The sequence below is a fragment of the Streptomyces sp. NBC_01288 genome (assembly GCF_035982055.1).
Lineage (GTDB): Bacteria > Actinomycetota > Actinomycetes > Streptomycetales > Streptomycetaceae > Streptomyces.
This window is the reverse complement of sequence record NZ_CP108427.1, coordinates 353,174-374,788: the sequence shown is the minus strand read 5'-3', so window position 1 is coordinate 374,788 and position 21,615 is coordinate 353,174. Positions and strand designations below refer to the sequence as shown.

Genomic DNA, 21,615 nt, shown 5'->3' with positions numbered 1-21,615 from the left:
GGATCCGCCGTGTCCGCTCGCACTCCGCTGACCCCTCGCGGCATCCGGCCGACCCTGGAGCACGTCTCCCATCTCGCGCTGTTCCTCGTCGTCGGGGCGGGCTTCGTCCGGCTCGCCCTGACCGACGTTCCGTTGTGCTGGTACATCGTGAGCTTCAGCGGAGCGCTGGCTCTGGTCTATGCCGGTGGGCTGACATGGTGGGAGCGGCTCGGATCGTTCGGCAGGCGTGCCTGGATTCCCGTACTGCTCCTGCTGTGGACCGTGCTGACCTTCCTCACCCAGTCGCCGCTCACCACTGCCTATGTGTGGTGCGCCGTTCCGCTCGCCTGCGCCGCACTGCGCGTGCTCGGCCGGCGGGCCGCCGTCGTCACCGTGGCCGTGATCACCGTCGTGCTCGTCGGGTCACTCATGCGGTCCACGGGCCGGTTCGACCCCGAGGTCGCGCTGGTTCCCGTCGCGGCGGTGTGGGCGACCGTCGCCCTGTACCGGACCCAACAGCGGGACGCGGCCGTCCGCCAGCGGCTCGTGGAGGAACTGCGGGACACCCGGGACACGTTGGCCAAGCAGCAGCGCCAGGCCGGTGTGCTCGCGGAGCGCACCCGTATCGCCCGCGACCTGCACGACACCCTGGCCCAGGAACTCGCCGGCAGCGTGATGATGCTGCAAGTCGCCGAGCGGGACTGGGACGATCGGCCGGACGTGGCACGCACCCGGGTCCGTGCCGTGGCCGACGGACTCGGCGCGAATCTGACGGAGACCCGGCGGATGATCCGCGATCTCACTCCCGCCGCCGTCGCCGAGGCGGGCCTGGAGGACGCGCTGCGGCTGCTGTGCGCCCGGTCGCGGACGGAAGGCGCCGGGGCCCGGATCCAGTTCCGCGCGGTGGGCGCGCATCAGCCGGTCCTCGACGAGCACACGGCCACCACCCTCTTCCGCGTCGCCCAGAGCACGCTGGCGAACGTACGCGAACACGCCCGCGCGGCAAGCGTGTTGGTCACCTACCGGCGTCACCGGAACCGGGTGGAACTCGAAGTGAGCGACGACGGGCGGGGCTTCGACCCCGCCGCGGCCTTCGCCACCGGTGCCCGCGCGGACCGCGGCTTCGGACTCCCCGCGGCCAGGGCACGACTGCGCGAATGCGGCGGAGACCTCGACGTGAGCAGCATGCCGGGGCGGGGGACCAGGGTCCGCGCCACGGTGTCCGCCCCGCCCCGGAACCAGCCCGCCGCACCTCTCACCGCGGCGACCACCGCATGACCGCCGCACCGCTCCGCCTCCTGATCGCGGACGACCACGCCGTCGTACGGGCCGGTCTGCACGCCCTGCTCGACGGCGAACCGGACCTCGACGTGATCGCCGAAGCCGGGAGTGGTGAGGAAGCCGTGCGCCTGGCAACCGAGTTGACGCCCGATGTCGCGCTGATGGATCTGCGGTTCGTCGGCCCGGGGAGTGGGATCGACGGCGTCGAGGCCGTCCGACGGCTCGCCCAGCGGGCGCCCGGCGTGGCTGTCGTCATGCTGACCAGTTATGCCGGACGGGCCGATGTCGTACGGGCGTTGGAGGCGGGCGCCCGTGGCTATGTGCTCAAGGCGGGGCCGCCGGAGGAACTCTTCCAGGCCGTCCGTACGGCAGCCGGCGGTTCGGTCGGGCTCGCCTCGGAGGTCGTCGGCGAACTCGTCGGCCAAGTGGTCAGTCCCGCACAGGAGTTGACCCAGCGCGAGGTCGAGGTCGTCCGGCTGATGGCCGAAGGGCGCAGCAACCGGGCCATCGCCGAGGCGTTGTTCCTCAGCGAGGCCACGGTCAAGACCCATCTCGTGCGGATCTACCGCAAGTTCAAGGTCGACAACCGGGCGGCGGCCGTGTCGGAGGCCGTCCGCCGGGGGCTGCTCGAACTCACCTGACGGGCTGGCTCACTACGGCGACCTCCCTGGGGGAGAGCACGGGGAAACCGTCCTCGCCCGCGCTGCCGACCAGGAGTTCGCCGGACAGGCCGGTCAACGGCACTGTCCCGTCGGTCCGGTTGACCAGGAACAGGTAGCGGCTCTCGGCGTTCCGGCGCACTGTCAGCTCGACAACTCCCTTTGCGGGGTCGGGGAGTTCACTGCCGACACCGGCGGGCGCGAGCAGCTCGGGGAGCAGACCGGTGAGGCCCTCGCGGCCCAGGCGCGTGGAGACGTACGCCGCCGAACCCCCGCCCACCGTACGGCGGGTGACGGCGGGGCGACCGGCGTACGTACCGCTGCGGTAGTGGGCCAGCACCTCTACCTCGGGGTCGGCCACGGTGATCCGGTCGGTCCACAGGGAGCCCGTGACCGTGCCGTCGAGGTCCAGCTCGACCGTGTCGCCGTCGAGCAGCGGGCCGAACTCCTCGATGCGGATGCCCAACAGGTCGCGCAGTGCGCCCGGGTAGCCGCCGAGCCAGATGTGGTCGTTCTCGTCGACGACACCGGAGAAGTACGTGGAGACGAGGTGGCCGCCCTGCTCGACGTACCGGGTGAGTTCCTTGGAGAGGGCCGCCGGGATCATGTGCAGCACCGGCGTGATCACCACGTCGTAGCGGTCGAGGGCGGTCTGTGCCGTGACGATGTCGGCGCGGACGCCGAGGTCGAGGAGGGCGGAGTACCAGTCGAGCGCTTCCTGGCGGTAGTCGAGGCGGTCGGTGGGGTGCGAGTCCTGCTCGCTCGCCCACCAGGACTCCCAGTCGAAGACGATGCCGACCCGGGCCGTCTCGCGGTCCGACCCGGCGATGGGGGCCAACGTCCGCAGTGTGTCGCCGAGTTCCGCCACCGCGCGGAAGACCTCGCTGTCGGCACCGGCGTGCGGCACCATCGCGGAGTGGTACTTCTCGGCACCGGCCGCAGACTGACGCCACTGGAAGTAGCAGACGGCGTCGGCGCCGTGCGCGACGTGCAGGAGGGAGTCGCGGGCCAGGTCGCCGGGGCGCTTGGCGACGTTGACGGGCTGCCAGTTGACGGCGCTGGTGGAGTGCTCCATCAGGAACCACGGGCGGCCGGCGGAGATGCCGCTGACGAGGTTCGCGGAGAAGGACAGCTCGTCGCGGTCCTGCGAACCGGGCGTGACGTAGTGGTCGTTGGAGACGAAGTCGATCTCGGCGGCCCAGTCGGCGTAGTTCATGCCCTTGGTGTTGCCCATCACCATGAAGTTGGTGGTGACCGGCACGTCGGGCGTGATCTCGCGCAACAGGTCGCGCTCCACGCGGAGATGGTCCTTGAGCGCGTCGGAGGAGAAGCGCTTGAAGTCGAGTTGCTGGGTTGGGTTCGGGAAGGACGCGGCCAGCCGGGGCGGCAGTATCTGCTCCCAGTCGCTGTACCGCTGGGACCAGAACGCCGTGCCCCAGGCCTGGTTGAGGGTGTCGATCGTGGTGTAGCGGGCGCGCAGCCAGTCGCGGAAGGCGCGGGCCGCGTCGTCGGAGTAGTCGTAGACGTTGTGGCAGCCGAGCTCGTTGGAGACATGCCAGGCGACCAGTGCGGGGTGGTCGGCGTAGCGTTCGGCCAACTTCCGTACCAGGCGCAGCGCGTGCTCGCGGAAGACGGGCGAGGTGGGGCGCCAGTGCTGGCGGCCCCCGGGCCACAGGGTCTCACCGGCGGCGGTGACCGGGAGGATCTCCGGGTGCTCCGTGCTCAGCCACGGCGGCGGGGACGCGGTGGCGGTGGCCAGGTCGACGCCGATGCCGCCCGCGTGCAGCAGGTCCATGACCTCGTCGAGCCAGCCGAAGTCCCATGCGTCCCGGGCGGGTTGGATACGGGCCCAGGAGAAGATCCCCAAGGAGACGATGTTGACGCCCGCCTCGCGCATCAGCCGGATGTCCTCGTCCCACACCTCCCGCGGCCACTGCTCCGGGTTGTAGTCGGCGCCGTAGGCGAGACGGGGGGTGGCGGCACCGTCCGGCCCGTGCCGCAACTGGGACAGGAGGGTGGAGATCATGATGGTCCTTCCGGTTACTGCACAGGCGGTACGCGATACGTGGTGGATTCCGGGCGGGCCGCCGCTGAGCGATCGCTGCTCAGCGGCGGCTCCCGGGGTGGTGCCGGTTACTTCTTCGAGCCGGCTACTTCGAGCGGGTCACTTGTTGACCGTGAAGCCCTGCTCGTTGCCGTACTTGACGGAGGCGTCCTGCCAGCTCTTGAGACCCTGGGCCAGCGTCGTACCGGAGATGTACGCCTTGCCGACGGTGTCGTTGAAGATCGAGTTGGCGTACTGCTGGAAGGGCAGGTACGACCAGTCGGAAGCGACCTCGGACGCGGACTGGGCGAAGATCTTGTTGGCCTGCTGTCCGCCGAAGTACGGGAACGCCTTGTTCTGGAACGCAGCCGACTGCTGCTCCGCCTTGGTCGCCGGGAAGGCGCCCTCGTTCACGCGGGTCTGGATGCCGGCGCCGGCGTTGGCGTACTGGACGAACGCGTAGGCGAGTTCCTTGTTCTTGCCCAGGGTGGGCAGGGCGAGGGACGAACCGCCGTTCTCCGCGCTGGCCTTGCCGCCCGCGGTCCACTGCGGCATCGGGGCCGCGCGCCAGTCACCGGAGGCACCGGCGACACCGCTCACGAAGTTGGCGGGCATCCAGGCGCCGGTGGTCAGTGTGGCGATGGTGCCGTCACCGAGGCCCTTGTACCAGTCGTCGGTCCAGCCGTTGATCGGCGAGAGGAGCTTCTCGTCGATCAGCTTCTGCCAGGTCTCCGTGTACTTCTTGGCGCCCGCGTCCTCGAAGTTGACCGTCACCTTGGTGCCGTCGACCTTGTAGGGGCGCGAACCGGCCTGCCACAGCATGCTGGTGGTGAAGCCCGCGTCACCGGCGTCGTTGGCGATGTACGCCTTCGGGTCGGCCTTGTGCAGCTTGCGGGCCGCGACGACGTACTCGTCCCACGTGGTCGGGACGGCGATCTTGTACTTGTCGAAGACCTTCTTGTTGTAGAACATCGCCATCGGGCCCGAGTCCATCGGCAGGCCGTAGACCTTGTCGCCGTCGCTCACCGCGTTCCACGGACCGGCCGTGTACTTGGAGGCCAGCTTGTCGGCGCCGTAGGGCGCCAGGTTGGTCAGGCCCTTGGTGAGCGAGTATTGGCTCAGCGCGAAGTACTCGACCTGGGAGACGTCGGGGACGCCCTTGCCGGCCGCGATCGCGTTCGACAGCGCGGTGTAGTGCTTGTCACCGGACCGGTCGCTGACCAGGTTGATCTTGACCTTCGGGTACTTCTTCTCGAAGTCGGCGGCGACCGTCTTCAGTGTGGGCTCCCAGGCCCAGACCGTGACCGAGCCGCCCTTCTTGAGAGCCGCCTGGATGTCCGAGGCGGAGACCGCCTTGGTGCTGGAGCTGTCGTCGTCGGAGCCGCCGCAGGCGGTCGCTCCCAGGGCGAGGACGGAGAGGAGAGCCATGCCGCGCAGCAGGCGGCCGGTAGTTCTGCGCATGGAGGTGCTTCCACTTCTTCGTGGGTGGGACTACTTGAGGGTTGGGTTATTCCTTGACGCTTCCGGCGGCGAGTCCGGACTGCCAGTACTTCTGCAGCAGCAGGAACGCGGCGATCAGCGGCACGATGGTGAGCAGCGAACCCGTGATCACCAGGTTGAAGATGACGTCACCACCGATCGTCTGGGCCTGGGAGTTCCAGGCGTCCAGGCCCAGGGTCAGGGGGTACCAGTCCGGGTTCTTGATCATGATGAGCGGCAGGAAGTAGTTGTTCCACGTCGCGACCGTGGTGAACAGCAGGACCGTCACGACACCGGGGGCGAGCAGCGGCAGCGAGACCTGGAAGAAGGTGCGGATCTCGCCCGCTCCGTCGATCCGCGCGGCTTCGAGGAGTTCGACCGGGATGGCCTCGGTGGCGAACACCCACATCAGATACAGGCCGAACGGCGAGACCAGCGAGGGAATGATCACCGCCCACGGGGTGTCGGTCAGCCCCATCTTGCTGAACATCAGGAACGTCGGCACCGCGAGGGCCGTACCCGGGACGGCGACCGCGCCGATGACCACGGCGAAGATGGCGCGCTTCCCGGGGAAGTTGAACTTCGCCAGCGCGTAGCCGCCGAGGATCGACAGGAAGGTGGCACCGCCGGCGCCGAGTACGACGTAGAGCAGGGTGTTCAGCAGCCAGCGGACGAAGATGCCGTCGTGGTAGGTGAACGTGTCGTGGATGTTCGACCAGAGGGCGAAGTGGTGGGCGAACCACAGGCCGTTGGAGTCGGCGAGGCCCTGCTGGGTCTTCGTCGCGTTGATGACCAGCCACAGCAGCGGCACCACGGTGTAGACCAGGATCAGACCGGTGAGCACGGTCAGCAGGATGCTGCGCTTTGGGCGCCCGGGGGAGTGCTTCTTGCGCGGGGTGCGCAGCCGGGGCGCGCCCTTGGAACCGCCGCCGGACGCGGTCGATGCGGAGGGAGAGGCGGTGGTGACGGGGGTGCTCATGGCTCAGGCTCCCTTGCGCATGCCGCGGAGCTGCACGACGTAGGCGATGATCATCGTGATCAGCCCCATGATGATGGCGACCGCCGCGGAGTAGTTGTGCTGCTGTCCGTTGAAGGACAGTGAGTACGTGTAGAAGTTCGGCGTGTAGTCCGTCGTGATCGCGTTGCGCGCCAGCGGGCGCAGGATGCTCGGCTCGTTGAAGAGCTGGAAGCTGCCGATGATCGAGAAGATCGTCGCGATGACCAGGGCGCCGCGGATCGCGGGGAGCTTGATGGCCGTGATGACGCGGAACTGGCCGGCGCCGTCGATCTCCGCCGCCTCGTACAGCGAGGTCGGGATGACCCGCAGCGCGGAGTAGAAGATCAGCATGTTGTAGCCGACGAACTCCCAGGTCACGATGTTGCCGATCGACGCCAGCACCAGGTGCGCGGAGAGCGGGTCGGGCAGCGTCACATCGAAGGCGCTGTTGATGTCACCGACCAGGCCGAACTGGGTGCCGTACATGAAGCCCCACATCAGGGTGGCGACCACGGCGGGCACGGCGTACGGCAGGAAGATCGAGATCCGGAAGAAGTCCCGGCCGAACAGCCGGCCGCTGTCCAGGGCGAGCGCCACGAACAGGGCGATGCCGAGCATGATCGGCACCTGGATCACCAGGAACAGCGAGACCCGCTCCAGGGAGGACCAGAACTGGTCGTCCTGGAAGGCCTGCGTGTAGTTGTCCAGGCCGACGAAGTGGTTGCCGCCGATGAGCTGGTCGCGGAAGAGGCTGAGATAGATCGAGTACGCGATCGGAGCCAGGAAGACGAAGGCGAAGACCACCGCGAAGGGGCCGATGAAACCCCACCCTGTCCAGGAACGGCGTTCTCGTTTCGCCGACGGCCTGGTAGGAGGCCGAGTCGCGGCCGCAGGGGGTTGAAGCGTCGTCATGTAGTTCCTCGCTCGTCCATCTCGGAACCGGCGTCACACGCCGTCGCGATGTTGCGTAAACAGCACGGTCCGGAACGGCCCCGGGCTGTTATGTTTACGTAAACATCTGATGGCGGCATGTCTACACTGCCCCAATGTCGGTGGTCAAGGGTCGTTTGGGGAAACACGGCCGAGGCGATCGGATCGATATGTGAGGGATACAGGTGGACACAGTGGACGGTGCCTCGGGCGGTACGGAGAAGCCACGCAGACGCACCGGGAAACGGACGTCGAGACGCGCCCCGAGCGCGTCCATGGCGGATGTCGCGCGCGTCGCCGGCGTGTCGTCACAGACGGTCTCCCGGGTGTCCAACGGCTTCGCGGGCGTCAACGAGGAGACCCGGCGACAGGTCCTCGCCGCCATGAAGGAGCTGGGCTACCGGCCCAACAGCGCCGCCCGCGCGCTGAAACGCGGTGAGTTCCGCACCATCGGCGTGATCACCTTCAACCTCTCCACCACCGGCAACATGCGCACGCTGGAGGCCATCGCCACCTCCGCCGCGCACGAGGGCTACGCCGTCACGCTCCTGCCGGTCGCCGTGCCCACCCAGGACGAGGTGCGCGGCGCCTTCTCCCGCCTCGGCGAACTCGCCGTCGACGCCGTCATCGCCATCATGGAGGTCCACCTCCTGGACGCGGCGACCATCTCCCTGCCGCCCCATGTCCAGGTCGTCGTCGCCGACTCCGACGCGGGCGACCGCTACAGCGTGGTCGACACCGACCAGAACGGCGGAGCGCGCGCAGCCGTACGCCATCTCCTCGACCTCGGCCATCGCACGGTCTGGCACCTGGCGGGCCCCGAGGAGTCCTTCGCGGCCCAGCGCCGCGCCGACGCCTGGAGCGCCGAACTCACCGACGCGGGACGGCCCGTGCCCCCCGTCGTACGCGGCGACTGGTCCGCGGAGTCGGGCTACCGCGTGGGACTGGAACTCGCCCAACAGGCCGACTGCACAGCCGTGTTCGCGGCCAACGACCAGATGGCCCTGGGCCTGCTGCGGGCCCTGCACGAGCGCGGCCGGCGCATCCCCGAGGACGTCAGCGTCATCGGCTTCGACGACATCCCCGAGGCCGGCTCCTTCCTGCCGCCCCTGACCACCGTCCACCAGGACTTCGCCGAGGTCGGCCGCCTGTGCGTGGAAGGTGTCCTACGGCGGATGCGGGATCGCGGCGACGAGCACGGCACCACGCTGGTGCCCACGAAACTCGTCATACGCGACAGCACGGCACCGCCCGTCGGGTAGCGGCACGCAGACCTCCGGCCCCCCTGCATGAGCAGGAGGGCCGGAACGTCATGCGCGCACGGCTCAGGCCGTCGTCTCCGGGCGGCCGGGCCGGGACCAGTGCGTGTGGAAGGCGCCGGTACGGTCCGTACGGCCGTAGGTGTGGGCGCCGAAGAAGTCGCGCTGGCCCTGGAGAAGGGCCGCCGGCAGCCGGTCGGCGCGCAGCGTGTCGTAGTGCGACAGCGCGGCGGAGAACGCCGGGACCGGTATTCCGCGGCGGGCCGCCGAGGCGACCACCTCGCGCCAGGGGACCTGCGCGTCGCCGATCTCCTGCGCGAAACGCTCCTCGCCCAGCAGGCTGACCAGCGCCGGGTCGGCCGTGTACGCGGCACGGATGCGGTCGAGGAAGGAGGCGCGGATGATGCAGCCACCGCGCCAGATCCCGGCGACCGCGGCGAGGTCGATCGACCACTCGAACTCGGTCGCCGCGTCCTGGATCATCTTCCAGCCCTGGTCGTAGGCGATGACCTTCGAGGCGTACAGCGCCTGCTCGACCTGGGCGGTGAAGCGGTCGGCCTCGGTGCGGCTCAGCGGGGGAGTGGTGCCGCCGGGCAGCCCGCGGTAGGCGGCGCGCAGGTCGCCCTGGCTGGACGAGGCGCGCGCGAAGGTGGCCTGCGCGATCGCGGTGACCGGCGAACCCAGCTCCAGCGCGGTCTGCACGGTCCAGCGGCCGGTGCCCTTCTGCCCGGCCGCGTCGGTGACGATGTCGACGAACGCCTTGCCGGTCTCCGCGTCGGTGTGACCGAGGACCTCGGCGGTGATCTCGATCAGATAGGAGCCGAGCCGCCCCTCGTTCCAGCGGCGGAAGACGTCCGCGATCTCGGCCGGGGTGTAGCCCCCGACCTGGCGCAACAGGTCGTACGCCTCGGCGATGAGCTGCATGTCGGCGTACTCGATGCCGTTGTGCACCATCTTGACGAAGTGCCCGGCGCCGTCGGTCCCGATGTGCGTGGAGCAGGGCTCACCGTCGACCTTCGCGCTGACGGACTGGAACATCGGACCCAGCACGGCGTACGACTCCGCCGAACCGCCGGGCATGATCGACGGCCCGTTCAGCGCGCCCTCCTCGCCGCCGGAGACCCCGGCGCCGACGAAGTGCAGGCCCCTGTCGCGCAGGGCGGCCTCGCGGCGGCGGGTGTCGGCGAAGTGGGCGTTGCCGCCATCGATGATCATGTCGCCGGGCTCCATGAGCGCGGCGAACTCGTCGATCACGGCGTCAGTGGCCGGACCGGCCTGCACCATGATCATCAGGCGGCGGGGCTTTTCGAGCGCGGCCACGAACTCCTGGGCCGTCTCGGCCGGGACGAAGGCGCCCTCGTCGCCGTACTCCTTCATCAACTCATGGGTGCGGTGCGGCGATCGGTTGTGGACGGCGACCGTGTAGCCGTTGCGGGCGAAGTTGCGTGCGAGGTTGCGGCCCATCACGCCGAGGCCGGTGACGCCGATCTGGGCGGTTCCGTCGGCGGCGGGGTCGTGCGGTGCGGATGCGTTCATGGGGTGCCTGTTCTCCGAGTCGGTGACGTGGCGGGTCGGCGCTGGGCGCCCATGACCGCAGGTACGTCTGTGATCGCGAAATCACTCGAAGTACGGGCCCCCGATTCGTAATTCCTTCCGGGACCGCGTCGTCGGACCTGGCTCTCAGCAGCCCGAACCGGTCGGAGTGAACTCCACGCGCGCGTGCTCGTCCGCCGTGCGTGCCTCGTCGTAGGCGGCACGCGTGACCTGGTACCAGACGTCGTCCTTCGCGGTGTTGCCGCCGACGTCGTCGAGGCTCACGCACCACCGCTCCGCGCGGACGACCCGGGTGTACGTCTCGGTGCCGCTGCGCACCTTCGAGCACTTCCGGTACTGCTCCGTGGTGTACCAGGTGCGGGTCTTCTTCTTGGAGCCCGATCCGGAACTGGACTTGTGCTGGACCTTTTTGGTGGCGGGCGTGCACTTGGTGACGGTGTGCGGCCGGGTGCCCTTCGCCGTCTGTCTGGCGAGGTGCCGGACCGAGTCGCGGAGGCCGGTCACGGTGTCAGGGGTGGGCCGGGACTTCTGCGGGGTGCTCGAACTGCCCTGCCCGACGCCGGACGCGGATCGCGTGCTGTCGTCGCTTCCGCCCCCGCATGCGCTGAGCGCTCCGATCAGAAGTGCTGTCAGTCCGCCCACTATCAATCGCTTGGTGAACATGCCCCCGCCGCCTGTGAATTGGAAACGATCAGCCTAGCCGATCACCGGGGGACGTTCAGTTTGGAGCGAGCGCGAACTGCCGCCGCTGCAACGTGCCTACGGTAGCCGGAGCCTCCAACATGCCCTGAAGGCGCTGGAGTTGCCGCGAGCCGTTCATGGCCGCCTGGCCACTACCGGTGGCGAAGACGTACAGGCGCAGCAGGAGGAACCGGGCGAGGCCGGCAAGCCCTGAAGCGCTGAGGTAGACGATCTGCTCGGTCGGCATCCCCGGCGACGACTGCACCAGATGCAGGACGAACATCGCGGCGCAGGTCACCCCGTAGGCCGCCGCGGCCGAGCCCGCCGACTGCCAGTGCCGACGCCATCCGGCGGGCCGGCCCGAGCCGAAGGTGAAACGGGCATGGAGTTCCGTGCACAGGAGGGTGGAGACGACGGTGATCAGCGCGTTCGCCAGCGCCCAGGGCAGCTGCTCCGCCAACAGGGCCACGGCGCCGCTGGAGAGGAGCCCGACACCGCCGCCCAGTGCCACGAACCGGGCGAAGGAGGCGAGCGGACCGGGAGCGGCCGGGGTCCGGGGCGCGTCGTCCATGGCGGTCTCCATCCGCTCCGTACGCTACGCCGCGGTGATGCGGCCGCGTAGGATTGCTTGACTTACTCAACTATAGCGGATTGATTGAGTTACGCAAGTACATTTTCGCGACGGAGGAACGGGAGGAACCAGGGGAGCCCCTCCCGCAGGCGACCTCCGTACAATGCGGCCTGACCATGGGTGAGTTACTGGTGAGATGCGCGACGTTCAACGTGCTGCACGGTCGGCAGATCCTGCCGGACGGCCGCCCGAACCCCGTTGCCCCCGGCGATCCCTCGGCGCCCCTCGCCGAAGCCGTCGCGTCCCTGGACGCCGACGTGGTGGCACTCCAGGAGATCGACTGTCTCCAGGAACGGTCGGGCGGTGTCGATCAGGCGGCGGTCGCCGCCGACGCGATGGGTGCACGCGACTGGAGATACGCGACGGCGCTGCACTGCCGTTCCGTGCCCGGCCGGGGCTGGGTCTCCGACCCGACCGAACCCGGGATGCGCGTCTACGGCCCCGAGGGGCAGCGGCAGCCCGAAGTCCCTTCGCACGGACTGGCGTTGCTCTCCCGGCTCCCGGTCCGCGAGTGGCGGGCCCTACGGCTCCCGGCGGCGCCCTTCGGGATGCCGTTGCGGGTGGCCGGGCAGGCGTTTCCGGTGCTGGCGCGGGATCAGTCCCGGGCCGCCCTGGCCGCCGTACTGGAAGGACCGCACGGCCCGTTCACCGTCGTGGCCGTCCATCTCTCGTTCGTGCCGGGGTGGAACATTGGGCAACTGCGCACCGTGCGCCGCTGGATCGCCGATCTGCCCCAACCCCGGGTGCTGATGGGCGACTTCAACCTCTTCGGCGCCCTTCCCCGGCTCACCCTGAACGCGACCGCGCCGCGTGGCTGGCGGAGTTCGGCGCGGCGGGCGACCTTTCCGTCGCACCGCCCGCTCGTGCAACTCGACCACATCCTGGCGACGGGGCTCGGCGCGGACGCCGTAGGGGCAGCGCACGCGCCAAGGACGGCGATCTCGGATCACCGGCCGTTGGTGGTGGAGTTGGCGCTCTGAGTCAGTTCCAGAGGGGGTAGGTCACGGTGTGCTGGAACTTGTCCGGCCTCGCGCCCGGGTACGTCAGGGTGATCTCCGTGTACTGCCGCGCCTGCGGGTGCCGCTTCCAGGTCTGCGGAGTGTCCAGCCGGACGGTGACCGCGAACGAGTGGAACTTGCCCACCGCGCAGTAGGGCTTGCAGTCGTTCACCACGTTGACGCCCGTGGCCGTCGCGGAGTCGCTGTTCCAGGACGTCCAACGCAGCGACGTGAGGCGGCTGTTGCCGTCGCCGCACGCGAGCATGAAGTCGGTGGGGCGCACCTGGGGATGCCACAGGCAGTCGACGAGCACGGGGTCCTGTAGCTGTCGGTGGGCGGTCACCGGGACCGTGGTCGGCGCCGCCGACGAGGTGCCGACGGCCGGCCCGAGCAGGGCTGCGGCACAGAGCGTGACGATTCCGACCATGGTGTGTTTGTACATGTCCGCTCCCGGCCGCCTCTTCGTCCTCGTCGCCCCGCACCAGCGGTGGGCCCGCCTGCCGGGGCGCGGTCGTCGTGTCTCTGTCGACGCTACGACCGTGTCCCAGGATGCACCACTCGTACGGGTCTACGACACGGTTGGCCGGGAGTGTCGTGAGGTGTGCGGTAGGGGCCGGGAAATGCCCGGCCCCGATCGGATCAGGCGGGCCGTACGGCGCCCCGGATGGCGGCGGCACCGGCGTAGAAGATCGACTCCTCGCGTATCGGCGTACCCGGACTCGGCGCGTGGATCATCAGGCCGTTGCCGGTGTAGAGGCCGACGTGATCGATGCTGTCGTAGAAGAAGATCAGGTCGCCGGGGCGGATGTCCGTGAGCGGGACGAGGGCGCCGGCACCCGACTGTTCCTGGGCGGTACGAGGGAGGAGGACGCCCGCGGCCTTCCAGGCGGCCTGGGTGAGGCTGGAGCAGTCGTACGCGTCCGGTCCCGCCGCGCCCCACAGGCAGGGCCTGCCGATCTGGGCGCGGGCGAAGGCGAGCGCGGTGCTGGTCTTGCTGAGCGTGGTGGGGTCCTGCGGCGCGGCGGGTACGGCCGCGGCGGGCGCCGGGCTGATGGTCGGGGCCGGGGGAAGAATGATCTCCGGGGCCATCGTCGGAGCCGTGGGCAGGGTGAACTCGGGAGCGATGGCCGGGGCCGCGGCGAAGGAGACCTCGGCGGCGGGCGGTGCCGGCTGCCACTCCTGCTGCGGCGGGCGCCAGTCCGGTTCCGGCGTGGGGTACGAGGTCCGCTGCTCGGTCACCGGAGGCATCTGGCCGGTGGACCAGGCCTGTTGCTCGGGGACGATCGGCATCTGACCGGTGGCCCAGGTCTGTTGCTCGGCCACGATCGGCATCTGGCCCGTCGACCAAGCCTGTTGCTGGGGCAGGACGGGCATCTGCCCCGTGGACCAGGCCTGTTGCTCGGGCGCGATGGGCATCTGGCCCGTCGACCACATCTGCTGTTCGGGGACCATGGGCATCGACCCGGTCGACCAAGTCGCCTCCGGGGTGGGCCAGTTGGTCTCCGCGGGCGGCCAGGTAGCACCAGCCGGGGCGGATTCGGTGCGCGGAGCCGCGATGTAAGGGAGCAGCTCCAGGTCCGCCGTGAGCGGGTCGAAGGCCGGTGCCGGGGCGGCCGCGACGGCGAACTGCTGTGCCTCCACGGAGGGCATGGGCGCCACCTCGATGGAGGGCACGGGCGGCAGGTCGAGGACCGTCGGCTGCGGCATCTGAGCCATCTGCTGCATGTACGGCATCTGAGGCGACCGGGGTGCCTGCGGCGCGGCGATCTGAGGCGACTGGGGTGCCTGCGGCGCGGCAGGCGGCAGCGCGGCGATCGGTCCGGCCGTCAACTCTGCGATGGGCGCGGCGAGTTGAGGGGTGACGGGCTCCGGTGCGCCGGTCCCCGCGGTCAGTTCGGCCACGGCGCGGCTGGGCTGCGCCTCAAGCGCGCGGCCGCCGCCTTCGGGCTCGGGGCGTCGTTCGGACCGCTCGGGCCTGGGTGCCGCCGAGCGGGCGGGAGTCCTGCCGGGCGGCAGTTTCGCCGGTACGGTCGGGCCCATCTGGGCGCGAGCGCGGTCGAACAACTGCCGAGTGACGGCGTCTTGGGCGGGGTCGGAAGTACGCGACGCGCTGGGGCGGGGTTCGACACGCTTGCGCGGACCGCCGGACATCTTGCGTGTGGCGTTGTAGTTTCCGGTGGCCGTCTCGGCCCTGTCGTAAAGGGAGTTGATCCGCCGCTGGACTTCGTCACGGCTGGGTCGGTCGTCCACGGTGGGGCCACTGCCTCCGGTGCGCGTACTTCGTTCTGCCGGCATGGCAGACGTGCTCCTTCCGTATCGCGCCTACCGGGTTAGCTGTCGGGTTCGGGCGGCCGATCACGGAAGGATTGCCCTACGACCCTTGCCCAAGCGGGCGGTCGGGTCGATTCACCCCAAGTTCGGTTGGGTCCCCGGCTCCGGCTGTCGCGAGCGACACACCGGACTCGGCGCAAACCGTGCGGCCCGGCGCTGATCGCCGGAGTAGGTCGTACGGTCTGAGCGTCAACTTAGCCAACGTGTGTGCCTCGTGTGAAGGTTGAAGCGCGATATGTCCGATACGTTTTTGTGACCTTTACCTCGCTCAGATACTTCGGCTGGATGCGTCGAGGGTTCGATCGAGGGCTCATGGGTCCGCCGAGTCGGGTGATCCATATGAGGTCGCTATGAATTTTTGGGACGGTTGAACACACTGGCGTCCCGCTCCGTATTGGAACGGGGGATTTCCATGCCGGGACGATCCGGGCCGACCGATACGTGTAGGAGCAACTTCCTTGGCACGCAACACGCGCAGACGCCCAACGGGCGCACGACGCGCGACGATGGCAGCAGTCGCCCTGATGCTGGGCGGCGGAGGACTGGTGGCGGCGAACGTCTACGCGTCGGCGTCCGAAGGCGGTTGGGGCGGTGACTCGTCCCAGCAAGGGTCTCCCGACGCGGCATCGAGTGGCGCGACGATCGACTGCCCGGACATCGGCACCCAGTTGACGTCGGTCCCCGACGAGGCGAAGACCGAGGTCGACGCCCAACTCGCGCTTCTGGACCAGCAGATAACCGAGGCCTACCAGAAACTGAAGGACTCGACGGAGTCCATACGCCAGGACGCCTCCTTCGCCGACAACGCGATCATGAATCCGTTGAAGGAGAAGCGGGCCGCGACGATCGGGCGGATCGACGACGCCATCGACCGGGTCGGGGACCGCCCCGAGGGTCTCGACGCGCTCGCCGGCTGCACGCTGATCGCCCCCACGAACGGCGACGAGAACGGCAGCGGGGGTGACCAGAGCGGTAGCGCCGACCCGACCGGCCAGGACCAGCAGCAGGGTGACGGCCAGGGCGAGCAGGGGAACCAGCAGTCCACGAACGGGCCCGTCGCCTCGGACTACGCGGACATCACCTCCGTGCAGCCCAACGTGAACACCCCGCAGGACCAGGGCGACGCCTCCCGCGGCACGTTCGTCACCGCATGTGGCGTGAACGAGAACGGCCTGTTCAACTCGGACAACGTGATCGTCGCGCCCGGAGTCACCAACGGAGCCCACCACTTCCACGACTACATCGGCAACCAGTCGAACAACGCCTTCGCGAGCGACGACGACCTGGCGAAGGCCGACACGAGTTGTGAGAACCCGGGCGACAAGTCCACGTACTACTGGCCCGTGTTGCGGCTCCAGAACGGCAAGCAGGAGCGGGACGCGGACAAGCCCGGCGGCGGCACCGAGGGCAACTCCGGTCAGATCGTCACCGCGAAGGCGGCCACGCTGACGTTCGTGGGGAACCCGAAGAGCAAGGTCGTCGCGATGCCGCGCCTCCTGCGCATCATCACCGGCGACGCCAAGGCCTTCGTGAACGGCCCGGCCAACGCCAACGCCTCCTGGAGCTGCACCGGTTTCGAGGACCGGCAGCTCAAGGACAAGTACCCGCTGTGTCCCGCGGGCAGTGACGTGGTGCGCACCTTCAAGTTCCAGAGCTGCTGGGACGGTCGCAACATCGACAGCGCCAACCACCGCACCCACGTGGCCTTCGAGGCCGCCGACGGCTCCTGCCCGACGGGCTTCGAGGCCATCCCGCAGCTGGTGCAGCGGATCGTCTACGACGTGGACGCGCCGAGCCTCCAGGACGGCGGCAAGACGACCCCGCTGTTCGCGGTCGACTCCTTCCCCGAGCAGCAGCACAAGCCCGTCACCGACCACGGCGACTTCATCAACGTCTTCGACGAGGGCCTGATGAAGGACATGGTCAGCTGCATCAACGACGGCAAGAAGTGCGGCGCCGGCACGAACGACGACCCCGGAGGCTCGGGCGACGGCTCCGGCTCCGGTGACGGCTCCGGTTCGGGTGGCGGCTCCGGGAACGGTGGGGGTTCCGGCGAGCCGCAGGAGTCCCCGTCGGCCACCGACACCGCTACGGCGGCGCCCACGGCCACCGCGTCCGACGAGCCCGCCGGGAACGGCGGCAACGAGGGCAATGGCGGTAACGGCGGCAATGCCGGGAACGGTGACAACGGCGGCAACGGTGACGAGCCCACCGCGGACCCCGCGACTAGCGCCCCGGACACCGAGACCAACGCCCCCGAGCCCACCGACACCCAGACCACCGACCCCGGTGATCTGACGACGGCTGTCTCGGTCCCCAAGGCAGACACGAAGACCGAAGGGTCCAAGTCGAGCGAGACGCAGGGGAGTTCGGACAACGGCTCCGGCGGCGAGGTCGGCAGCGCCGTGACGACACCGCCCGCCTCGTCCTCCGGCGGGGAGAGCTACGCGGCCGTAGGCCCGAACCAGCCGCAGGCGCAGGGCGGGCTGGCGGAGACCGGCGCGAATCTGTGGCCCGCGGTGGCCGGAGCGCTGCTGCTCGTCGCCGGATTCGTCGTGCTGTACCGAGGCAAGCGCAGTACACGCTGACACAGCGCACCCAGGTGCACGTCTGTGACAACGACGGCCCGGCCGCCCTCACTTGGGGGTGGCCGGGCCGTCACGCATTCAGCGCTCCGGGGCAGAAGACCTCGGTCAGACAGCCGGGGAGGGATACGTCGGATACTCGACTCCGGAGACGTGCTGGACGACCCGGACGACCTGGCAGGAGTAGCCGAACTCGTTGTCGTACCAGAGGTAGAGGATCGCGTTGTCGCCGTCGACCTTGGTGGCGCCCGCGTCGATGATCGAGGCGTGGCGCGAGCCCATGAAGTCGCTCGACACCGCGTCGGGGGCGGTGGTGAAGTCGATCTGCCGTTTGAGCGGCGAGGTGAGCGAGACATCGCGGAGGTAGTCCAGGACCTCGGCACGAGTGGTCTCGCGGCCGAGCCGCAGGCTGAGGATCGCGATCGAGACGTCCGGCACCGGGACCCGGATCGAGCTCCCGGTGATCGGCGCCTTCAGGTCCGGCAGCGCCTTGGCGACGGCGGAGGCGGCACCGGTCTCGGTGATCACCATGTTCAGCGGCGCCGAACGGCCGCGTCGGTCGGCCTTGTGGTAATTGTCCAGCAGGTTCTGGTCGTTGGTGAACGAGTGGACGGTCTCCACATGGCCGCGCAGCACACCGTACTCGTCGGCCATCGCCTTCAGCGGCGGCACGATCGCGTTGGTGGTGCAGGACGCGCAGGACAGGATCTGCTCGTCCGGCTTGATCGTGTCGTGGTTGACGCCGTGCACGATGTTCGGGACATCGCCCTTGCCGGGTGCGGTCAGCACGACGTTGTCGATGCCGGGCCGCAGATGCTGCGAAAGCCCTTCCCGGTCACGCCACTTGCCCGTGTTGTCGATGAGGATGGCGTCCTTGATCCCGTACGCCGTGTAGTCGACCTCGGACGGGTCGCCCGCGTAGATCACCTTGATCTCGTTGCCGTTGGCGATGATCGTGCTGCTCGCCTCGTCGACGGTGATCGTGCCCTGGAACTGGCCGTGGATCGAGTCGCGGCGCAGCAGCGAGGCCCGCTTCACGATGTCCTGGTCGCCACCCTGCCTTACGACGATGGCGCGCAGCCGGAGACCGTTGCCCGAGCCGGCCTTCTCGATGAGCAGGCGGGCGACCAGGCGGCCGATGCGGCCGAAGCCGTAGAGGACGACGTCGCGGCCCTCGCGGCGCTCGATCTTGTCGGCGCCGGTGGCACCGGCGACGGCCTCGGCGGTGAACTCCTCGACGGAGAGCCCGCGTTCGTCGCTGCGGTGGGTCGCGGCGAGCATGCCGATGTCGATCTGCGAGGGGCCCAGGTCGAGCGCGGTGAGCGTCCGCAGGTAGGGGAGGGTCTCGACGACGGAGAGCTCCTCGCCGGCGATCTGGCGGGCGAACCGGTGGGTCTTGAGGATGCTGACCACCGACTTGTTGACCAGGGAGCGGCTGTGCAGCAGGACCGTGACGTCCCGCTCGCGGTGCAGCTTCCCGATCATCGGGATCATCGACTCCGCGATCTCCTCGCGGGTCTTCCAGTTGGTGAACGAGTCCTCGTTGACAGGCACAGAATTCTCTTTCGAGCTAGGCGGCGCTCATATGCTAACCCGCTGTTCATCTGCCCGTTCAGCAGGGGTGCCGCCCGGCCCGTAGCAGGCCCGGAACGCCGAGAAGGGCCCTGCCGACGCGCGTCGGCAGGGCCCTTCTCCGGCTGTACTGGTGTCGCTTCTACACGGTCTCCGACACGTCCTGGGCCGCGCCGCTGCCCAGCAGGGCCGACGCGTTCTCCAGCGGAGTGAGGACGTGCACCGGCACGGCCTCGGGCAATCCGTGGCAGGTGAAGCCGAGCCGGGTCATGGCCCGGATGACCTCGCCGCTGTTGAAGTCACGGGGGTCCTGCCGGGTGATGACCTGCCCCACCTGCTTGACGGGGTAGCGGCGCCGCCCGATGGTCACGGACTCACCCGTGACCAGTTCGGGCTTGATGCCCTTCATCGTCTCCAGGACACCCATCTTGGTGAGGTCGAAGGGATACCGGGCGATGACACAGCGCATGTTGCCTCACAGAGAGAAGGAGGATCGGGGGCCGAACGGGCGCCCGAAGGCGCCGAGTTGGTCCTCAGGCCGCAGAGCCGAAGGACGAGCGTCGCTGCCCCCGGCTGCTGCTGCCGCCGGCACTGCCGCTGCTGCCGCCACGCCGAGCCGCACCACCGGCGGACCGGCCCTCGCCGGCCCCGGCCGGACGGCCACGACGGCCCCGGGACGACGAGGAGGACGGGCTACGGCGGGTGCGCTCGCGCTCCACGACCGGGGCCTGGATGACGACCGGCACGCCGGACGGGGCCTGGGCGCCCGTGATCCGGGTCAGCTCCTCCTCGCCGGAGCGCACCGCGGTGACCTCCGCGGTGACGCCGGCCATGGTCATCAGCCGGGTGAAGTCACGGCGCTGGTCGGGGGTGACCAGCGTGACGACACTGCCGGACTCGCCCGCACGGGCCGTACGGCCGCCGCGGTGCAGGTAGTCCTTGGGGTCGGTGGGCGGGTCGACGTTGACGACCAGGTCGAGGTTGTCGACGTGGATGCCGCGCGCCGCGACGTTGGTCGCCACCAGCGCCGTCACATGCCCGTCCTTGAACTGGGCGAGGGTGCGGGTGCGCTGCGGCTGGGACTTGCCGCCGTGCAGACCGGCCGCGCGGACGCCGTTGTTCAGCAGGTGCTTCACCAGCCGGTCCACCGCGTGCTTGGTGTCCAGGAACATGATGACCCGGCCCTCGCGCGCCGCGATCTCGGTGGTCGCGCGCTGCTTGTCCGTGCCGTGCACGTGCAGGACGTGGTGCTCCATCGTCGTGACCGCGCCCGCGGAGGGGTCGACGGAGTGGACGACGGGGTCGGTCAGGTAGCGGCGGACCAGGAGGTCCACGTTGCGGTCCAGGGTGGCCGAGAACAGCATCCGCTGGCCGCCCGTCTGCACCTGGTCGAGCAGTGCGGTGACCTGCGGCATGAAGCCCATGTCGGCCATCTGGTCGGCCTCGTCGAGGACGGTGATGGTCACGCTGTCCAGGCGGCAGTCGCCGCGCTCGATGAGGTCCTTGAGGCGTCCCGGAGTCGCGACCACGACCTCCGCACCGCCACGCAGCGCCCCGGCCTGACGGCCGATCGACATACCGCCGACGACGGTGGTCATCCGCACGCTGACGGCGCGGGCGTACGGGGTGAGCGCGTCGGTGACCTGCTGGGCCAGCTCGCGGGTGGGAACGAGCACGAGGGCGAGCGGCGCACGCGGCTCGGCTCGGCGGCCCGCCGTACGGGCCAGCATCGCGAGGCCGAAGGCGAGGGTCTTGCCGGAGCCGGTGCGGCCGCGGCCGAGCACGTCACGGCCGGCGAGGGAGTTGGGGAGCGTCGTCGCCTGGATCGGGAACGGGACGGTGACGCCTTCGTGGCCGAGCGCGGCCAACAGCTTTGCCGGCATGTCGAGTTCGGCGAACGCGTCCACGGCGGGAAGGCCGGGGGTCACCGTCTTCGGCAGGGCGAACTCGCCCTGCAGGGCGACCGGACGGCCACCGCCGCCGCCCTTGGAGCGGCGCGGCGCGCTGGAGCGGTTGCCGGACGGAGCTGCCGAGCGGTAGCCGCCGCCGCTCTTTGCGGATTCCGGATTTCCATTACGCTTTCGCGAGAAGCGGTCATTCGTACGTGCGCGGTTCAAAATGTGGAACCTTCCTTGATATGGCACGTATCAAGGAATTCCCGCGGTGAATGAACGGCGCAGAGAATCGCAAGAACGAGCCGGTGGCTTCGGCGGAATATCGCCGAAAGCGTGGAAAATGCAGCGAGCTGGGGCCCGCACCCCAAGGTGCGGGCCCCAGCTGCGAAGTAAACGTCGTCGTTACGCAGGAACGATGTTCTCGGCCGTCGGGCCCTTCTGGCCCTGCGCGATGTCGAAGGTCACCTTCTGACCCTCCTGCAGCTCGCGGAAGCCCTGGGCGGCGATGTTCGAGTAGTGGGCGAAGACGTCAGCGCCGCCACCGTCCTGCTCGATGAAGCCGAAACCCTTTTCCGCGTTGAACCACTTCACGGTGCCACTGGCCATTTTGTTCTCCTTCGGGGCGGTCAGCGGAGCCCGCAGTGTGCGGACTCCGTGTCGCCGTGATGATCACCCCGCCGGAAAGAAACCGGACACACAAAAAAATGCTCCACCGTCCCGGAGGGCGGTGTGGGCATCTG

The 21,615-nt window shown here is 69.3% G+C and carries 18 protein-coding genes and 1 riboswitch; of the genes, 5 read left to right on the top strand and 13 right to left on the bottom strand.

The window, feature by feature from the left end; all coding sequences use genetic code 11:
- Positions 1-9 precede the first annotated feature (9 nt).
- Together OG194_RS01760 and OG194_RS01755 are read left to right on the top strand one after the other, a co-directional pair.
- On the top strand, positions 10-1,257 hold the full coding sequence (locus OG194_RS01760) for a sensor histidine kinase (RefSeq protein WP_327398999.1): 1,248 nt from the start codon (positions 10-12) through the stop codon (positions 1,255-1,257).
- Positions 1,254-1,901 carry a response regulator transcription factor gene (locus tag OG194_RS01755; protein ID WP_327398998.1) on the top strand — a complete coding sequence of 216 codons (648 nt, stop codon included), beginning with the start codon at positions 1,254-1,256 and terminating at the stop codon, positions 1,899-1,901. The genes OG194_RS01760 and OG194_RS01755 overlap by 4 nt, the downstream gene beginning before the upstream one ends.
- On the opposite strand, the gene OG194_RS01750 is transcribed toward OG194_RS01755, so the two are convergent.
- From OG194_RS01750 to OG194_RS01735, 4 genes are all read right to left on the bottom strand, one after another.
- Entirely contained in the window at positions 1,894-3,945 is a 2,052-nt protein-coding gene (locus tag OG194_RS01750) for a beta-galactosidase (RefSeq protein ID WP_327398997.1), read from the bottom strand. The two genes, OG194_RS01755 and OG194_RS01750, sit on opposite strands and share 8 nt — an antisense overlap.
- Positions 3,946-4,083: 138 nt before the next feature.
- Complete coding sequence (locus OG194_RS01745; protein ID WP_327398996.1) at positions 4,084-5,424, bottom strand: ABC transporter substrate-binding protein; 1,341 nt, start codon at positions 5,422-5,424, stop codon at positions 4,084-4,086.
- A 46-nt stretch (positions 5,425-5,470) separates the two neighbouring features.
- Positions 5,471-6,421, bottom strand: a complete 951-nt coding sequence (locus OG194_RS01740; protein ID WP_327398995.1) for a carbohydrate ABC transporter permease — start codon at positions 6,419-6,421, stop codon at positions 5,471-5,473.
- 3 nt (positions 6,422-6,424) lie between these two features.
- Positions 6,425-7,351, bottom strand: coding sequence for a carbohydrate ABC transporter permease (locus OG194_RS01735; RefSeq protein ID WP_327398994.1), 927 nt, complete (start codon positions 7,349-7,351; stop codon positions 6,425-6,427).
- A gap of 293 nt (positions 7,352-7,644) precedes the next feature.
- Here OG194_RS01735 and OG194_RS01730 point away from each other — a divergent pair, with 293 nt between their 5' ends.
- A complete protein-coding gene (locus OG194_RS01730; RefSeq protein WP_327398993.1) occupies positions 7,645-8,631 on the top strand; it encodes a LacI family DNA-binding transcriptional regulator in 987 nt (328 codons plus the stop codon).
- Positions 8,632-8,694: 63 nt separating this feature from the next.
- Here OG194_RS01730 and gndA read toward each other — a convergent pair whose 3' ends face one another.
- From gndA to OG194_RS01715, 3 genes are all read right to left on the bottom strand, one after another.
- Positions 8,695-10,164, bottom strand: coding sequence for an NADP-dependent phosphogluconate dehydrogenase (gndA, locus tag OG194_RS01725; protein WP_327398992.1), 1,470 nt, complete (start codon positions 10,162-10,164; stop codon positions 8,695-8,697).
- Positions 10,165-10,308: 144 nt separating this feature from the next.
- On the bottom strand, positions 10,309-10,845 hold the full coding sequence (locus OG194_RS01720; RefSeq protein ID WP_327398991.1) for a hypothetical protein: 537 nt from the start codon (positions 10,843-10,845) through the stop codon (positions 10,309-10,311).
- Between the two features lie 55 nt (positions 10,846-10,900).
- On the bottom strand, positions 10,901-11,434 hold the full coding sequence (locus OG194_RS01715) for a GtrA family protein (protein ID WP_442811478.1): 534 nt from the start codon (positions 11,432-11,434) through the stop codon (positions 10,901-10,903).
- 191 nt (positions 11,435-11,625) lie between these two features.
- On the opposite strand from OG194_RS01715, the gene OG194_RS01710 reads away from it, so the two are divergent.
- Entirely contained in the window at positions 11,626-12,474 is an 849-nt protein-coding gene (locus tag OG194_RS01710; protein WP_327398989.1) for an endonuclease/exonuclease/phosphatase family protein, read from the top strand.
- A gap of 1 nt (position 12,475) precedes the next feature.
- Here the strand turns inward: OG194_RS01710 and OG194_RS01705 are convergent, their stop codons facing one another.
- Both OG194_RS01705 and OG194_RS01700 read right to left on the bottom strand, forming a co-directional pair.
- Positions 12,476-12,934: a hypothetical protein gene (locus OG194_RS01705; RefSeq protein ID WP_327398988.1), complete on the bottom strand. Its 459-nt coding sequence runs from the start codon at positions 12,932-12,934 to the stop codon at positions 12,476-12,478.
- Positions 12,935-13,131: 197 nt separating this feature from the next.
- The gene (locus OG194_RS01700) at positions 13,132-14,787 is read right to left on the bottom strand and encodes a C40 family peptidase (protein WP_327398987.1); all 1,656 of its coding nucleotides are present in this window, start codon (positions 14,785-14,787) and stop codon (positions 13,132-13,134) included.
- 8 nt (positions 14,788-14,795) lie between these two features.
- A riboswitch (cyclic di-AMP (ydaO/yuaA leader) is annotated at positions 14,796-14,970 on the bottom strand.
- Positions 14,971-15,329: 359 nt separating this feature from the next.
- Here OG194_RS01700 and OG194_RS01695 point away from each other — a divergent pair.
- Positions 15,330-17,411: a DUF1996 domain-containing protein gene (locus OG194_RS01695; protein ID WP_327398986.1), complete on the top strand. Its 2,082-nt coding sequence runs from the start codon at positions 15,330-15,332 to the stop codon at positions 17,409-17,411.
- Between the two features lie 105 nt (positions 17,412-17,516).
- On the opposite strand, the gene OG194_RS01690 is transcribed toward OG194_RS01695, so the two are convergent.
- From OG194_RS01690 to OG194_RS01675, 4 genes are all read right to left on the bottom strand, one after another.
- Positions 17,517-18,962, bottom strand: a complete 1,446-nt coding sequence (locus OG194_RS01690; protein ID WP_327398985.1) for a glyceraldehyde-3-phosphate dehydrogenase — start codon at positions 18,960-18,962, stop codon at positions 17,517-17,519.
- Between the two features lie 160 nt (positions 18,963-19,122).
- On the bottom strand, positions 19,123-19,449 hold the full coding sequence (locus OG194_RS01685; RefSeq protein ID WP_019056862.1) for an SCO5918 family protein: 327 nt from the start codon (positions 19,447-19,449) through the stop codon (positions 19,123-19,125).
- Between the two features lie 64 nt (positions 19,450-19,513).
- A complete protein-coding gene (locus tag OG194_RS01680) occupies positions 19,514-21,097 on the bottom strand; it encodes a DEAD/DEAH box helicase (RefSeq protein WP_327398984.1) in 1,584 nt (527 codons plus the stop codon).
- 180 nt (positions 21,098-21,277) lie between these two features.
- Positions 21,278-21,481 carry a cold-shock protein gene (locus tag OG194_RS01675; protein ID WP_019056860.1) on the bottom strand — a complete coding sequence of 68 codons (204 nt, stop codon included), beginning with the start codon at positions 21,479-21,481 and terminating at the stop codon, positions 21,278-21,280.
- Positions 21,482-21,615 lie beyond the last annotated feature (134 nt).